The 15,815-nt window shown below is 67.1% G+C and carries 15 protein-coding genes; 10 read left to right on the top strand and 5 right to left on the bottom strand.

Translation table 11 applies throughout. From position 1 onward, the window contains the following. The first annotated feature begins 1 nt into the window (after position 1). The 5 genes from ctaD (at position 2) to VHC04_RS20470 (ending at position 4,975) form a co-directional block, all read left to right on the top strand. The gene (ctaD, locus tag VHC04_RS20450; RefSeq protein WP_325684583.1) at positions 2-1,627 is read left to right on the top strand and encodes a cytochrome c oxidase subunit I; all 1,626 of its coding nucleotides are present in this window, start codon (positions 2-4) and stop codon (positions 1,625-1,627) included. Then, complete coding sequence (locus VHC04_RS20455; protein WP_325684584.1) at positions 1,620-2,240, top strand: cytochrome c oxidase subunit 3; 621 nt, start codon at positions 1,620-1,622, stop codon at positions 2,238-2,240. Before ctaD ends, VHC04_RS20455 begins: the two co-directional genes overlap by 8 nt. Further along, positions 2,240-2,503, top strand: coding sequence for a hypothetical protein (locus tag VHC04_RS20460; protein WP_325684585.1), 264 nt, complete (start codon positions 2,240-2,242; stop codon positions 2,501-2,503). The genes VHC04_RS20455 and VHC04_RS20460 overlap by 1 nt, the downstream gene beginning before the upstream one ends. 259 nt (positions 2,504-2,762) lie before the next feature. After that, the gene (locus VHC04_RS20465) at positions 2,763-4,535 is read left to right on the top strand and encodes a glycoside hydrolase family 15 protein (protein WP_325684586.1); all 1,773 of its coding nucleotides are present in this window, start codon (positions 2,763-2,765) and stop codon (positions 4,533-4,535) included. Positions 4,536-4,723: 188 nt separating this feature from the next. Further along, positions 4,724-4,975, top strand: a complete 252-nt coding sequence (locus VHC04_RS20470) for a hypothetical protein (protein WP_325684587.1) — start codon at positions 4,724-4,726, stop codon at positions 4,973-4,975. A gap of 52 nt (positions 4,976-5,027) precedes the next feature. On the opposite strand, the gene VHC04_RS20475 is transcribed toward VHC04_RS20470, so the two are convergent. The 4 genes from VHC04_RS20475 to VHC04_RS20490 all read right to left on the bottom strand — a co-directional run bounded on the left by VHC04_RS20475 (position 5,028) and on the right by VHC04_RS20490 (position 8,383). Continuing rightward, on the bottom strand, positions 5,028-6,356 hold the full coding sequence (locus VHC04_RS20475; protein ID WP_325684588.1) for an aspartate aminotransferase family protein: 1,329 nt from the start codon (positions 6,354-6,356) through the stop codon (positions 5,028-5,030). Between the two features lie 18 nt (positions 6,357-6,374). Then, a complete protein-coding gene (locus VHC04_RS20480; protein WP_325684589.1) occupies positions 6,375-6,737 on the bottom strand; it encodes a DUF86 domain-containing protein in 363 nt (120 codons plus the stop codon). 6 nt (positions 6,738-6,743) lie between these two features. Continuing rightward, the gene (locus VHC04_RS20485; protein ID WP_325684590.1) at positions 6,744-7,034 is read right to left on the bottom strand and encodes a nucleotidyltransferase family protein; all 291 of its coding nucleotides are present in this window, start codon (positions 7,032-7,034) and stop codon (positions 6,744-6,746) included. Between the two features lie 263 nt (positions 7,035-7,297). Continuing rightward, a complete protein-coding gene (locus tag VHC04_RS20490) occupies positions 7,298-8,383 on the bottom strand; it encodes an LLM class flavin-dependent oxidoreductase (protein ID WP_325684591.1) in 1,086 nt (361 codons plus the stop codon). Positions 8,384-8,766: 383 nt separating this feature from the next. On the opposite strand from VHC04_RS20490, the gene hydA reads away from it, so the two are divergent. Next, the gene (gene hydA, locus VHC04_RS20495; RefSeq protein ID WP_325684592.1) at positions 8,767-10,215 is read left to right on the top strand and encodes a dihydropyrimidinase; all 1,449 of its coding nucleotides are present in this window, start codon (positions 8,767-8,769) and stop codon (positions 10,213-10,215) included. 10 nt (positions 10,216-10,225) lie between these two features. After that, the gene (locus VHC04_RS20500) at positions 10,226-10,639 is read left to right on the top strand and encodes a DUF3830 family protein (protein ID WP_325684593.1); all 414 of its coding nucleotides are present in this window, start codon (positions 10,226-10,228) and stop codon (positions 10,637-10,639) included. Between the two features lie 39 nt (positions 10,640-10,678). Here the strand turns inward: VHC04_RS20500 and serB are convergent, their stop codons facing one another. Continuing rightward, positions 10,679-11,557, bottom strand: a complete 879-nt coding sequence (gene serB, locus VHC04_RS20505; protein WP_325684594.1) for a phosphoserine phosphatase SerB — start codon at positions 11,555-11,557, stop codon at positions 10,679-10,681. A gap of 272 nt (positions 11,558-11,829) precedes the next feature. On the opposite strand from serB, the gene VHC04_RS20510 reads away from it, so the two are divergent. The 3 genes from VHC04_RS20510 to VHC04_RS20520 are packed head-to-tail and all read left to right on the top strand — an operon-like array spanning position 11,830 to position 15,714. Continuing rightward, positions 11,830-12,879, top strand: coding sequence for a HoxN/HupN/NixA family nickel/cobalt transporter (locus tag VHC04_RS20510; protein WP_325684595.1), 1,050 nt, complete (start codon positions 11,830-11,832; stop codon positions 12,877-12,879). A gap of 34 nt (positions 12,880-12,913) precedes the next feature. After that, on the top strand, positions 12,914-13,876 hold the full coding sequence (gene miaA, locus VHC04_RS20515; protein ID WP_325684596.1) for a tRNA (adenosine(37)-N6)-dimethylallyltransferase MiaA: 963 nt from the start codon (positions 12,914-12,916) through the stop codon (positions 13,874-13,876). A 59-nt stretch (positions 13,877-13,935) separates the two neighbouring features. After that, entirely contained in the window at positions 13,936-15,714 is a 1,779-nt protein-coding gene (locus VHC04_RS20520) for an acetolactate synthase 3 large subunit (RefSeq protein ID WP_325684597.1), read from the top strand. Positions 15,715-15,815 lie beyond the last annotated feature (101 nt).

Consider the following 15,815-nt stretch of genomic DNA (forward strand, 5'->3'; position numbering starts at 1 on the left):
GATGTCGCTCACGCTTCCCGCCCGCTCCTACCTCACCGAGGACGGCCGCCTGCGCAGCTGGCTGCTGAGTACCGATCACAAGCGGATCGGCCTGCTGTATCTGGGAACCACGACCGCCTTCTTCTTCCTGGGCGGCGCGGCGGCCGCGCTGGTGCGCCTGCAGTTGATCGAGCCGGACGGCGCGATCGTCTCACCCGAGACGTATAACCGCCTGTTCACCATGCACGGCGTGATCATGGTATGGTTCTTCCTGGTCCCGGTGGTGCCCGCCGCGCTGGGCAACTTCATCCTGCCGCTGATGCTGGGCGCTCGGGACCTGGCATTTCCGCGGCTCAACCTGCTGAGCTGGTATCTTTTCGTCTTCGGCGGGCTGCTGAGCTTGTCGGCGCTTGCGGCGGGCGGCGTGGACACCGGCTGGACATTCTACACGCCATTAACGAGCGACTATGCCAAGGGCCATATCGTCCTCGTCACGGCGGGGATTTTCATCGCCGGCTTCTCGACGATCGCCACCGGCGTCAACTTCATCATCACCATCCATCGGCTTCGCGCGCCGGGCCTGACCTTGTACCGGCTGCCGCTGTTCGTCTGGTCGCTATACGCCACCAGCGTGATTTTCGTGCTGGCGACGCCGGTGCTGGCGATCACCCTGGTGCTGCTGGCATTCGAAACGATCTTCCATGTCGGCGTCTTCGATCCGAACCTGGGCGGCGATCCGCTGCTGTTCCAGCACTTGTTCTGGTTTTACTCGCATCCGGCGGTCTACATCATGATCCTGCCCGGGCTTGGCATCGTCAGCGAGATCATTCCGGTTTTCAGCCGCCGGCCGATCTTCGGCTACAAGTTCGTCGCCTGGTCCTCGGTCGCGATCTCGGTGATCGGCTTCCTCGTCTGGGGCCATCACATGTTCGTCGCCGGCACCTCGGTCTACGCGGCGATCGTGTTCTCAATGCTCAGCTACCTCGTGGCCGTGCCGTCGGCCATCAAGGTATTCAACTGGCTGGGCACCCTGCACAAGGGCTCGATCCGCTTCGACGCACCGATGCTGTACGCGCTGGGCTTCATCGGATTGTTCACCATCGGCGGGCTGACCGGGCTTTTCCTGGCGGCCCTTGCGAGCGACGTGCACCTGACACAGACCTATTTCGTCGTCGCCCATTTCCACTACATCATGGTGGGAGCGATGGTGAGCGCGCTGTTCGCCGGGCTGCATTACTGGTGGCCGAAGATCACCGGCCGCATGTATCCCGAGGTCTGGGGCCGGCTGGCCGCGCTGCTGATCTTCTTTGGCTTCAACCTTACCTTCTTCCCGCAGTTCATCCTGGGTTTCCAGGGCATGCCGCGGCGCTATGCCACCTATCCCGCGCATTTCCAGGTCCTGAACGTGCTTTCTTCCGCCGGTGCGACGATCCTGGCTGCCGCCTATCTGCTGCCGCTGGGCTATTTCGCCTGGTCGCTGGCCCGTGGGGAACGCGCCCCGGCGAACCCCTGGGGGGCGCTGGGCCTGGAATGGCAGGTGCCCTCTCCACCGCCGGTGGAGAATTTCCGCGAAACCCCGACGGTTACCGGCTCGCCGTACGCCTATCCCCCCATGGAGGATGGGGTGCAGGACGCAGCCGATGGCTGAGACCGGTATCCAATACGAGTCTCCGTCCCACGAGGCGGAGACCGCGCAGGCCGGGATGTGGCTTTTCCTGGCAAGTGAATTCCTGTTCTTCGGCGGCCTTTTCCTGGTCTGGACGATCTACCGCGTTACCCTGCCGGATGGCTTCGCCGCCGCGTCCCGCCATACGAACATCGTCATCGGCGCCGTGAACACGGTCCTGCTGCTGGTGAGCGGAGCCTGCCTGTCGGCCGGACTCCCCGCCGTCCAATCGGGTAACGGACGGATGTTCCGGCGCATCTTGTCGGGCGCGCTGGTGATCGCGCTGCTGTTCCTGGCGCTCAAAGGCCTGGAATGGCATGAGGATCTCAATGAGCACCTGTTCCCAGCCGCGCATTTCGCCTTGTCAGAGCGTGGCGCGGGGCTGTTCTTCTGCTTTTATTTCGTCGCCACGTTCCTGCATGGAGCACACATGGTGGCCGGGATCGTGCTGCTGCTGTGGCTGCTGCGCCGCGCCCGGTCCGAACCCGTCGCGTCTCTGCGCATGCCCGCCGAGTCCGTGACGCTGTACTGGGCATTCGTCGATCTGATCTGGATCGTTCTGTTTCCTCTCATCTACTTGTCGGGCCGCGTGTGATGTGGCGCGCAGCCACCACGCTGCTTGGGCTGCTCTCGCTGTTCACGGCGGAGGTCGTCATCGCGGTGGTGTTTCGCATGGGGCTCTGGGCGTTGCTGCCCGGTATCGGCATGGCCGGGCTGGTCGCGGCGCGATTCATGGGGCTGGACCGGCGTGAGAACCTGCCGAGGATCTTTGCCTTGAGCGGCGTGTTCTGGCTGGCGATCCTAATCGGCTTGACGGCGACCGATGTCCTGACACGGCATATGGTGATCGCGCATTGAGCCGCCACGACGGGTTCGCCCACCCGGTTCACGTTCCCTCGATCCGCCTGCGCACAAATCGGCGAGACACGCCTGCGTCGGCATGGCCGGTGAATCCGAACCGGGTTGTCTTACGTTATATCCTTGAAGACGCGTGCCAATTCAGGCGCTGGCCATGAACAGGCGGTATTGCGATCGGTCTGGCGGGAGCGGGGCGGTTGCTCGCCGGCCAAGTCAGGGGCCGGAAGGGCCGTATGCCGTCATGTCGGGATAGGGGACCATGCTGACCGGGATCGAGACCTACGCTCTTATTGGTGACGGTCGGACCGCGGCCCTGGTATCACGTCATGGCTCCATTGATTGGCTGTGCCTGCCGCGGTTCGACAGTGCCGCGTGCCTTGCGGCACTTCTGGGCACGCCGCGCAATGGCTTCTGGAAGATCGCGCCGTGCGGCGCGTTCGAGGTCAGCCGCCAGTACCAGGACAACACGCTGGTGCTGCAGACAGAGTTTACCCAGGGTTCGGCCACGGTACGGTTGACCGACCTGATGGTCGTTGCCAGCGATCGGCCGGTCCTGATGCGGCATCTGACGGCTCTGCGCGGAAACATGCGGCTGCGCTGCGAAGTGGCGTTTCGCTTCGATTACGGGCTGGTTGTGCCATCCCTGCGCCAGACCGAAGACGCGTTGATCGCCATTGCCGGCCCCGACCTCGTCGTCCTGCGTGGTCCGGTCCACCTCGCCGCCGCGGAAGACCAGACGTTGTGGGCCGAGTTCGAGATTTCCGAGGGCCAGTCGCGCTGTTTCTCGCTCTGCCATGGCGATTCACATCTCGATCCGCCAGCCGAACCCGATCCCGACCAGTCGTTGCGGGACACGCTGACATTCTGGCGCCGGTGGGCCGCCCGCTTTCGCGGCGGGACCCGGTGGGACGGAGCGGTCCTGCGGTCGCTGCTGACCCTGAAGGCACTGATCCATCGGCCCACGGGGGCCATGGTCGCCGCGCCGACCATGTCGCTACCAGAGGTGCCCGGCGGCGCCAGCAACTGGGACTATCGGTATTGCTGGGTGCGCGACGCGGCGTTCACGGTCTCCACCCTGCTGAATGCCGGTTACCGTGAGGAAGCGGTGCAGTGGCGCGACTGGATGTTGCGGGCCATCGCCGCCAGCCCGGACCAGATGCGGGTCTTGTACCGTGTCGACGGTGACCGGCGCATGTATGAGCAGACCGTGCCCTGGCTGTCAGGGTTCGAGGGCGCGGTACCGGTCCGCGTCGGCAACGACGCCGCCGCGCAGGAGCAGACCGATATTGTCGGTGAGCTGCTCGATGCACTCAGCCTGATGCAGCGCGCCGGGATTGCCGACACGCCGGACGCCTTCCAGGCCGAACGCGACCTGATCGGGCATCTTGAGAAGACGTGGCGGGACAAGGCGCATGATCTATGGGAGGAACGGGACCAGACCGCGCATTATACCTATTCGAAGGTCATGTCATGGGTAGGCATCGACTGTTTCCTCCGCGGCGCCGGCAGGCATGCGCCAACCGATGACGCGCAGCTTGGACGGTTGAGGGCGCTGCGGGAGCATATCCACACGGAGGTGATGGCGAGGAGCTGGAATCACGCACGCGGCCACCTCGTCGATCGTTACGGTGGGGAGCGGCTTGACGCCAGCCTGCTGCTGTTGCCGCTCGTCGGCTTCCTGCCGGCCGATGACCCGCGCATGACCGCCACGATCGACGCGATCGAACGGGAGCTGAGCCAGGATGGCCTGGTATGGCGAAACCCAGGTCCCGGCGATGTCAGGGAAGGCGCGTTCATCGCGGCCTCGTGCTGGCTTGCCGATTGCCGCGCGCTGCAAGGACGCAAGACCGATGCTGTCGCGCTGCTGGAACGCGTGCTGGCGCTGCGTAACGATGTCGGGCTGCTGTCCGAGGTCTACCATCCCGGCTTGCGTCAGCTCATGGGAAATTTCCCGCAAGCGCTCAGTCACCTCGCCCTGGCCAACTCGGCGCTTGGGCTGTCCTTGCCGGTATTGCAGCGGGGCGGCGGTTAGCAACCCGTCTGCGCCTCGCGGCCGCGTGTTCTGCCGGCTCGGAACAGGTTGTGCGCGTGATCAACAAACCGCTTTCCGGCCGGGGGGAATGCAACCAGGCGGACGAGCGTACGTTGGCTCCTCAGCGTGGGAGCTCGTCAGCATGCCATCGCCGCGTCGCCCGCACGCGGCATGAAGCAGGAGCGCTTATGAAATACTGTTTTCCGGTCATGATCGCAGCTCTGCTGCTCAACGGCTTTCCGGCGCTGGCGCAACAGGATAGCGGTCCGAACGCGCCCGCTGTTGGAAAGACTCATACCGAACTCGAGCCAACGCCGCCGAAGCCTCCTGCGACGAGGAAGAGAGACCCGTCCACGCCTGTCGATCCCGGCAACAGGACGGCAACGAAGAAAAGCCAGGACCTGAATGATCCGAAAACATCGCTGTGGGACACCAAATAGGCGTCAGGCAGGACGCCTGGTGTCCTGTTGCCAGGCAGCGCCGGGCTTCCCGCTATAGCCCCGCCAACGCCGCGTCCACGGCGTCACCAAACCGTTCCACAATCGCATCGACGTCCGCCGCCGTCACGATATAGGGGGGCGCGACGATCACGTGGTCGCCCTGCCTGCCGTCGATCGTGCCGCCCATCGGGTAGGTCGCCAGGCCACGGGCGATGCCCTCGCGCTTCACCCGTTCATTCAGTTTCAGTTCCGGATCGAACGGCGCCTTGGTGGCGCGGTCGGTGACCAGCTCCACCGCCCAGAACAGGCCGCGGCCACGGATGTCACCGACATGGCGGTGATTGCCCAGGCGTTCCTGCAGCCCGGTCTCCAGCCGCCGGCCCATCGCCTGGACATTCTCCAGCAACCGGTCCTCCCGGATGATGCGCTGCACCTCCAGCGCGGCGGCGCAGGCCACGGGATGGGCCTGGTAGGTCTGCCCGTGCAGGAACCCGCCGGAGCCATGGGCCAATGCCCGCACGATACGGTCATGGATCAGGATGCCGCCGATCGGCTGGTAGCCGCCGCCCAGCCCCTTGGCGATCACCTGGATATCGGGTGTCACGCCCTCCTGCTCCCACGCATGCATCGTGCCGGTACGGCCCATGCCGCACATCACCTCATCCAGGATCAGCAGCGCGCCGTGGCGGTCACAGATCTCCCGCACCCGCTTGAAGTAGCCGGGCACCGCGGTGACGCAGCCGGTCGTGGCGCCGACGACGGGTTCGGCCAGGAAGGCGGTCACGGTATCCGGACCCAGGCGTTGGAACGCCGCGTCCAGTTCCGCCGCCAGCCGGTCCAGATACTGTGCGTCGCTTTCGCTGTCGTGCTTGAACCGGTAGGCGAAACAGGGCGACACCAGGCTGTGCGCCGGTGAGAGCACCGGCTCGAAAGGCGCGCGCCGCATCATGTTGCCGCCGGCGGCCAGCGCGCCCAGCGTGGTGCCGTGATAGGACTGCCGGCGGGCGATGGTGCGGTACCGCCGCGGCTGCCCGATCTCCAGGAAATACTGCCGAGCGAGCTTGATCGCGGCCTCGTTGGCCTCGGAGCCGGAGGAGCAGAACCAGGCACGGCTCAGCCCGCCGGGTTCGTCGTGCAGGATGATGTCCGCGAGGTCCTCGGCCGGCTGGTTGGAGAAGGTGCCGGTATGGGCATAGGCCATGCTGGCGGCCTGCCGGCCGACCGCCTCGGCGATGCGGCGGTTGCCGTGGCCGAGGCAGGCCACGGCGGCGCCGCCCGAGCCGTCGATGATGGCCTGGCCTTCGGCGGTGTGCAGGTAGATACCCTCGCCGCGGACAGCGACGGGCGGAATGGCGCCGGAGCGATGCAGGACACGTGTCATGCGGCGGATGGGATCACGTCAGGGCGGTTCGGGCAACAGGGCGGATACGAGGGCCGCGAACGCCGGCAGGTCGGTCTGAATGGTCTGCCATGTCGTGGCGAGGTCGACGGCGAAATAGGCGTGAGCCAGCGCGTTGCGCATCTCGTAAGGCGAGCGCCATGGAATATCCGGATGAGCTGCCGCGAAGTCGGGGTGGTGACGCAGGATGTTGCGACACGCTTCGCCAATGACTTCCAGATTGCGGATGACCGCGTCCTGCGTCATGGACGATGCTCGGAACTCATCCTCGGAAAGCCGGGCCGTATAAAGTCGGATGCGCTCTGCCGCCGCGAGGATGTGTTCCACGTATGCCCGGGCGCGTAATATGCCTTTGGGCGGCACGCTCCCTCACACGGGCTTCGCGGTGGCAAGGATGTCTGCCCGCATGCCGGCAGGCAAAGCGTCCGGTGAGACGACGTCCACCGGGACCTGCAGCAGGTCACGCAGTTTCCAGCGCATGGCACCGATATCGAACAGGGTCATGCCCGGTTCGGGGTCGACCAGGAGATCGAGGTCACTGTTCTCGGTATCCTCCCGCCGGAGTACCGATCCGAAGACGCGCGGATTACGCGCGCGGTGGGCGGCCACGATCGCACGGATGGCTGTCCGGTTCTGATCCAGGCGTTCCGACGGTCGCATGGGCGGCGTTCCAATCACCTGGTCCCCACCTTATCGCACCCTGATCCGCGGGAAAAGCGCGGGGTCACAGGCCGCCGCGGTGCCGGTTACCGGCCCCTCAAGGGCGCTTCGGCAATCCGCCCGGCCATCGCGCCGGCCATCGCGCCGGCCATCGCGATCGAACGCCCACCAGCAGCCGTGGTCCGGACAGGTTGCCATATCCCGCTGCCGGTGGACCGTTCGACGCCCAGCGGCAACCGCCATCCGCCCGCCCCGTCCCGCCATCAATCCGGCGTCAGGTGCTTGATCCGTGGCCCGACCTCCTCGGCCAGCAGGCGCAGCGACTTGTGCCAGGCTTCCGGGTTCTCGCCGTAGTCGAAGCCGAACACCAGCAGGCCGCCGAAACCGTCGACGTCGCGGTAAACCCGTTCCAGCTTCTCGGCGACCGTCGCGGGGGAGCCGATCAGCCAGTTGTGCCGGGCGCAATATTCCGGCGTCACATCGGAATCCGGCACGGACGGGTCGTGCTTCAGGTATTCCAGGAAGCCGAAATTCGCCAGCAATGGCAGGAAATACTCCCGCATCATGCGGCCCATCATGCCGCCGACGGACAGTTTCCAGGCTTCCTCGTCGGTATCGGCGACGAACACCTCCCGCACCATGCGCCAGTCGCGGCGATGCGGCTTGCGCCCGCTGCGCTTGGCGCCTTCCTCCACCGCCTGCCAGTGGGTGCCGACATAGGCCGGGTTCAGGTTGAGGCTCAGCGGCAGGAAGCCGTGCTCACCCGCCATTTTCAGCGTGTCGGAGTTCTTCGACAGCCCGGCCACGCCGATCGGCGGATGCGGCCGCTGCAGCGGCTTGATGTGCGGCCGCAGAAAGCCGTACATCTCTTCCGGCTTCGATACAGTCCAGTATTTGCCCTGGTATTCGAAGCTCGGCTCGTCGCTCCACAGACGCAGGATGATATCCAGCGCCTCCCGCGTCATCTCGCGGTTCTGGCCCGACATGCCGTCGACATTGAACATCGCCCAGTCGCTGGGCAGGCCCGATGCGGCGACGCCGAACATCAGCCGTCCCTCGGACAGGTGGTCCAGCATGGCGACACGGTTCGCCAGCTCCGCCGGGTGGTGATAGGGCAACAGGAAGCCGCCGGGCCCGATGCGGATCCGCTTCGTCTGCAGCAGCGCCTGGGCGACCAGCAGATCGGGCGAGGGATGCGGTTCCCACGGCGCGGTGTGATGCTCCCCGATCCAGGCCTCGGCATAGCCCAGCTCGTCGAGCCAGCGGAGCACCTGCAGGTCCCAGTCGTGGCCGGCCTTCAGGCCGCGCTCCGGCGGATGGGAGGGCATCGCGAAATACCCGAGTTCCATGGCTTCCTCCTGTATCGCGCTGTCGCACGCGTTCTGCGACGCGCGCCGCCACAGCAGCGCACAACCATGGCCCCGGTCAAGCATGCCGCGCCCTGCCTGCCGCGCCCTGCCCCGCCGCATCCTTGCGCGCCTCTCGGGGCGCGCATCGGGCGGCTGGCGCGTGACGCCCGCGCATGTCAGCGTGATCGCGGCACCGGAACCGGCTGCGTGCCGTTGGGGCGCGGCATGGGGGTGCGGCATGGGGGTGCGGCATGGGGTGCGGCATGGGGGCGCGGCGAGGCCGGTGCGGCATGGGGGCGCGGCGAGGCCGGTGCGGCAGGATGGGCGCGGCGATGGAGAATGGCGTATGCCGGTGAAGGACATCCAGCGGAAGGACCCTCAGCATGGCTGACTACGACCTGGTGATCGCCGGCGGCATGGTCGTGACGCCGTCCGACATGGTTGCGGCGGATATCGGCGTGATCGGCGACCGCATCGCCGCGATCGGGCTGAACCTGCGCGGCGACCGCATGATCGACGCCGGCGGTCTGCTGGTGATGCCGGGCGGCGTCGACTCGCACTGTCATATCGAGCAGTTGCAGGAAGGCGGCGGCGCGGATGAGGAGACCTGGACCACCGGCAGCACCTCGGCGCTGGCCGGCGGCACCACATCCGTCATTACGTTTTCCACCCAGTTCAAGGGCGGCGGCATTTTGGGGCCGCTGGCCGAGTATCGCCGCCGAGCGGCGCGGGCAATGGTGGATTATGCCTTCCACCAGATCATCACCGATGCCTCCGACACGGTCATCTTCGACGAAGTGCCGAAGGTGGTGGAGAGCGGCGTCCGCAGCCTGAAGGTCTTCCTGACCTATGATCCGTTGCACCTGGACGACCGGCAGTTCCTGCGCGTGCTGGCCGCCGCGCGCCGCAGTGGCGCCTTCGTAACGGTGCACTGCGAGAATTATGAAGCCATCAACTGGCGCACCGCCGCGCTGCTGGCGGATGGCCGCACCGCGCCGAAATACCACGCCTGGTCGCGTCCGAGCATGATCGAGCGGGAGGCGACGCACCGGGCCATCGCGCTGGCGGAACTGGTGGACCAGCCAATCCAGGTCTTCCACGTCTCCTGCCCCGAGGTCGCCGAGGAGATCGACCGCGCCAGGCGCCGCGGCCTGAAGGTGTGGGGAGAGACCTGCCCGCAATATTTCGTCCTGTCGGCTGAGCATATGGACCGGCCGGGTTTCGAGGGCGCGAAGTTCATGTGCAGCCCGGCGCCGCGCGATGCGCAGGCCAGTGCCGGCCTGTGGAAGATGATCAACGACGGCGTGCTGGACATCGTGTCCTCCGACCATAGCGGCTGGAGCTATGACACGCCGGTGGGCAAGCGGGTCAACGGCATCGACGCGCCCTTCCGTGACATTCCCAATGGCGTCCCCGGCCTTGCCGCCCGGCTGCCCATCCTGTTCAGCGAGGGCGTGGGCAAGGGCCATATCGACCCGATCCAGTTCGTGCGCCTGACGGCGTATAATCCCGCGCGCCTGTTCGGGTTGTATCCGCGCAAGGGCACCATCGCGCCGGGGGCGGACGCCGACCTGGTGCTATGGGATCCGCAGCGGTCGGTGACGCTGGACAACGCGACGATGCAGCACGTCATCGACTACACGCCGTATGAGGGGCTGGAGGTCACCGGCTGGCCGGTGATGACGCTGCGCCGGGGCGAGGTGGCGATGCGCGACGGCGTGGTGCGGGCGGAACCCGGGACCGGGCAGTTCCTGGCACGCGGCCCCTATGACATGATCAAGCCGACCGGCCGCGTGCCGTTCGGCTTCGACGCAAGCGCTTTCCTGGTCTGAGGCTGCTTCCATGGATCTGATCGAGATCACCGCCGGCCCCTATGCGTTCAAGGCGAAATTCGAGGCGGAGCACGCACCGAAGACGGTGGCGACGTTCCGCACCCTGCTGCCGTACCGCGAGCGTATCATCCACGTGCGCTGGAGCGGCGAGGGCTGCTGGATTCCGCTGGGCGATCTGGACCTGGGCCTGCCGTTCGAGAACGCCACCAGCTATCCGGCGCCCGGCCACCTCCTGTTGTACCCGGGCGGATTCAGCGAGACCGAGATCCTGCTCGCCTATGGCGGGGTCCGGTTCGCTAGCAAAATGGGCCAGCTCGCCGGCAATCATTTCCTGACGGTGGTGGAAGGCAACGAAAACCTGCTGCCGCTGGGCCGGATGGTGCTGTGGCAGGGCGCGCAGGACATCGTGTTCAAGGCGGTGTGATGCCGGCGCCGCGACGCCCGGTATCACCGCGGAGCCGCCTCAATCCACGCCGGTGAACGCCGTGGCCGGGTAGCCCTGGGCGAACAGCAGCGCGCGCAACCCGGCATGGTCCACGCGCGCCTTCGCGGCCGCGGCCACCACCGGCTTGGCGTGAAAGGCGACCCCCAGCCCGGCGGCCTGCAGCATGTCCAGGTCGTTGGCGCCGTCGCCAACCGCCATCGAGGCGGACAGCTTCAACCCCCGCTGCTCCGCCAGCGCGCGCAGCGTGGCCAGCTTGGTGTCGCGGTCCAGGATCGGCTCCCCGACGGCGCCGGTCAGCACCGCGCCGTCGTCCAGCAGGACGTTGGACCGGTGCAGATCGAAGCCCAGGGCCTGCGCCACCCGTCCGGTGAAGAAGGAGAACCCTCCCGAGACCAGGGCCGTCATCGCCCCCCGGGCGCGCATGGTGGCCACCAGTTCCCGTGCGCCATGGGTCATGCGTATCCGCTCCCATGTCCGTTCCAACCTGTCGACCGGCAGGCCCTTCAGCATCGCCACCCGTTCGCGCAGCGCCTGCTTGAAATCCAGCTCCCCGTTCATCGCCCGCGCGGTGATGGCGGCGATCTTTTCCCCGATGCCGGCGAATGCCGCCAGCTCGTCCAGGGTCTCGCCCTGGATGATCGTGCTGTCCATGTCCGCGACCAGCAGCGCCTTGCGGCGGCCCCGCGCCTTCACGACGATGGCGTCGATCGCGGCACCGCCCAGCGCGGCGGCCAGCGGCGCGGGATCGGGCGGTGCCGCCAGCGGAATGTCGACGGCCTCACCCGGGGACAGAACGGTCGGGGCGCCGCCCCGCACGGCGTCACGCACGCGGTTCACGACGGCATCGGTCAGGCTGGTCGCCTCAAGCTGGGCGACCAGGGTCAGGATATGGGTCATGGCGCGGCGGACCCTGGCAGCGGCCGCCGGCACACACAAGCGACACGGTGGTGGACCCTGCCATTCCGGCAACCCATTGGCGGCGGCCGCCGACACGCCGCCGACACGGTGGCGGACCCTGCCGTTCCGGTGATCCGGCGGGCAGCGGGCGCCTTCCGGCGCAAGCGGCACCCGTCGCCGGCTTGCCCTTGCGTCTTGCCGGGTGGCAAGAGCCATTCGCCCTGTCGTTCCACCTGTGCCACCATGGCAGACCCTGCCGGAGACCCCAGACCTTGCTGTTCCGCATCTTCGACGACCAGCCCGTTGCCGTGCGGGCAAAGGCCGGGATCGCCGCCGGCTTCCTGATCATCGCCAATCTGGCCACCTGGATCTGGGCCTGGGTGGCCTTCGCCGACCGTCCCGCCCTGCTGGGGACGGCGTTCCTGGCCTATCTGTTCGGCCTGCGCCACGCCTTCGACGCCGACCACATCGCGGCGATCGACAACACCGTGCGGCAGCTGATGCAGCAGGGCAAGGCACCGTTCGCGGTCGGCTTTTTCTTCTCGCTGGGTCATTCCACCATCGTGGTGCTGGCCTCGCTGGCCGTCGCCGTCACCGCCGTGGCGGCACAGGGAACGCTGGAATCGATCCATGACTGGGGCAGCGTCGTCGGCACCCTCGTCTCGGCGACGTTCCTGCTGCTGGTCGGCATCGCAAACCTGTTCGTCCTGCGCTCCATCTGGGCGGTGTTCCGCGCCGCCCGGCACGGCGGCAACATCCGGCAGGCGGAGCTGGACGCAGTCCTGGCCGGCGGCGGGATCGTCACGCGGCTGTTCCGCCCGTTGTTCCGCTCGGTCACGCGGTCCTGGCACCTGTATCCGATCGGCTTCCTGTTCGGGCTGGGCTTCGACACCGCGACCGAGATCGGCGTGCTGGGCATCGCCGCCATCCAGGCCGCGCAGGGCCTGTCATTCTGGTCGATCCTGGTGTTTCCGGCCCTGTTCACCGCCGGCATGTCGCTGATGGACACGGCGGATTCCATGGTCATGGTCCGCGCCTATGGCTGGGCCTTCGTCGATCCGCTGCGGAAGCTGTGGTACAACCTGACGATCACCGCCGCCTCGGTCATCGTGGCGCTGTTCATCGGCGGGATGGAGGCGCTGGGCCTGATCGGCGACAAGCTGGGGTTAGAAGGGTGGTTCTGGGCGTCCGTCGAGGCGCTGAACGACAACCTGGCGAATTTCGGCTTCGTCGTGGTCGGCGTCTTCGTCGTCAGCTGGATCGTCTCGGGGCTGGTCTATCGGATGAAGGGGTACGACCGGCTGCGCGTGGAGCGGCCGTAGCGCCCCACGGACGGGTATCCCGCAGGAGGGTTCTGTGTCGGAGCGGCTTCCCCCCGCGCTGCTGATCGCCGGACCCACCGCCAGCGGCAAGTCGGCCTTGGCGCTGGCGGTCGCCGAGCGGTTGGGGGGGACGATCATCAATACGGATTCGATGCAGGTGTATCGCGAACTGCGTGTCCTGACGGCGCGTCCGACGCCGGCGGAGGAGGCGCGGGTGCCGCACCGCCTGTACGGGGTCCGTCCCGCCGCCGAGGCCGGCAGCGTCGCCTGGTGGCGCGGCGAGGCGCTGGCGGCGATGCGGGCAGCAAGGGATGCCGGACGCCTGCCGATCCTGACCGGCGGCAGCGGCCTGTATTTCGCCGCCTTGACCAGCGGCCTGGCCGACATCCCCGATCCCGGCCCCGAGGCCCGAGCCGAGGCGCGCGACCTGCTGCAAACCCTGGGCGCGCCGGCCCTGCACGCCAGGCTGGCCGCGGCCGATCCGGCCACCGCCGCGCGGCTGAAGCCCGAGGACAGCCAGCGCATCGCCCGCGCGTGGGAGGTCTGGCGCGGCACCGGCACCGGCCTGGCGGGCTGGCAGTCCCGCCGGTCGGACCCGGCGCCGTGGGATTTCACCGCCATCCGGCTGGACCCGCCGCGTGACGATCTGCGCGCCGCCATCGGCCGCCGGTTCGAGGCCATGCTGCGGGCCGGCGCGCTGGAGGAGGTGCGGGCGCTGCTGGCGCTGCAGCTGAGTCCGGCGCTGCCGGCGATGCGGGCACATGGCGTGCCGGAACTGTCCGCCCATCTGCGCGGTATGCTGTCATTACAGGCAGCGGGACGCCGCGTGGAGCTGGTGACCGGCCAGTACACCAAGCGGCAGGCGACATGGTTTCGCCATCACGCTCTTGCACGGCAGACCCGCACTTTTACGATTAATGCGCGATTCTGTGTATATGAGCAATTTTCGGAAAGTTTTTGGCGAGAATTGTTCCATTTTATTCAAATTAGCGGTTGACCCCGAGGGTTCATGCCTCTATGCGTCCGCCCCTCATTCAGTAAACGGAGGCCGGTCTCATGTCGGCGGACTTGACGCAGTCGGGAGCAGAAATCCTTCTTCGTGCCCTCAAGGACCAGGGCGTGGAAGTCATTTTCGGCTACCCGGGCGGCGCGGTACTGCCGATCTACGACGCCTTGTTCCAGCAGAATGCCATTCGCCACATCCTGGTGCGGCATGAGCAGGCGGCGGTGCACGCCGCCGAGGGATATGCCCGGTCCACCGGCAAGGTCGGCGTGGTGCTGGTGACCTCCGGCCCTGGGGCGACCAATGCCGTCACCGGGCTGGTCGATGCGCTGATGGATTCCATTCCCGTGGTGTGCCTGACCGGGCAGGTGCCGACGCACCTGATCGGCAACGACGCCTTCCAGGAAGCGGATACGACCGGCATCACCCGCCCGGCGACCAAGCACAACTACCTGGTGAAGCGGTCGCAGGACCTGGCGCGCGTGGTGCATGAGGCGTTCTACGTGGCCAGCCATGGCCGGCCCGGACCGGTGGTGATCGACCTGCCGAAGGACATCCTGATCAATCCGGCCCCTTACACCGAACCGGCGGCGAGCCATGGCAGCTACAAGCCGCGCATCGACCCGGACGCGGACCAGATCCGGCAGGCGGTGGCGATCCTGAAGGCGGCGAAGCGCCCGGTGATCTATGCCGGCGGCGGGGTCATCAATGCCGGCCCGGAAGCCGCCGCCCTGCTGACGAAATTCGCCCGGATGGCCGGCTTCCCGATCACCACCACGCTGATGGGCCTGGGCGCCTATCCGGCCAGCGATCCCCAGTTCCTGGGGATGCTGGGCATGCACGGCACCTATGAGGCGAACCTGGCCATGCACGGCTGCGACGCCATGCTGGCGATCGGCGCGCGGTTCGACGACCGCGTCACCGGCCGGCTGAATGCGTTCAGCCAGGGGTCGCGGAAGATCCACATCGATATCGACGGGTCCTCCATCAACAAGAACGTGCCGGTCGAGGTGCCGATCATCGCCGATGCCGGCCGGGCGCTGGCGGCGCTGGTGGCAGCCTGGGAGGCGGATCCGACGCCGGCGGACAAGGCGGCGCAGACCGCCTGGTGGCGGCAGATCGACGAATGGCGCACCAAGGACAGCCTGAAATTCACCCAGGCTCGGGCGCCCGGCAGCATCATCAAGCCGCAATACGCGATCCAGCGGCTGTTCGAACTCAGCCGCAAGCGCGGGCGGGAGACCTTCATCACCACCGAGGTCGGCCAGCACCAGATGTGGGCCGCGCAGCATTTCCATTTCGACAAGCCGAACCACTGGCTGACCTCGGGCGGCCTGGGCACGATGGGCTATGGCCTGCCGGCGGCGATGGGCGTGCAGATCGCACATCCCGACGCGCTGGTGGTCGACATCGCCGGCGAGGCCTCGATCCTGATGAACATCCAGGAAATGGGCACGCTGGCGCAGTATCGCCTGCCGGTGAAGGTGTTCATCCTCAACAATGAGTACATGGGCATGGTCCGGCAATGGCAGGAATTGCTGCACGGCAGCCGCTACTCGGAATCCTACTCGGCCGCCCTGCCCGATTTCGTAAAGCTGGCGGAAAGCTTCCATGCCACCGGCATGCGCGCAACCGCGGTCGAGCAGCTGGATGACGTGATCAACGCGATGCTGGACTGCCCGACCGCGGTGATCGCCGACATCGCGGTGGACCAGGCGGAGAACTGCTTCCCGATGATCCCCTCCGGCGCGGCGCACAACGAGATGCTGCTGGGGCCGGAGCATGAGTCCTCGGGCGCCAGCGTTTCGGATGGGGGCATGGTCCTCGTATAACGCGTCCCGGACCTTGCACGAGCCGCCGCGCCAGAGAAGGTCATCGAGGCATGGCCCCGGCCGCGGCGGACCCTGTTCCCTTTTTTTCCGACGGTTTTCCC

The organism is Rhodopila sp., from assembly GCF_035548095.1.
In the GTDB taxonomy this organism is placed as follows: Bacteria; Pseudomonadota; Alphaproteobacteria; order Acetobacterales; family Acetobacteraceae; genus Rhodopila.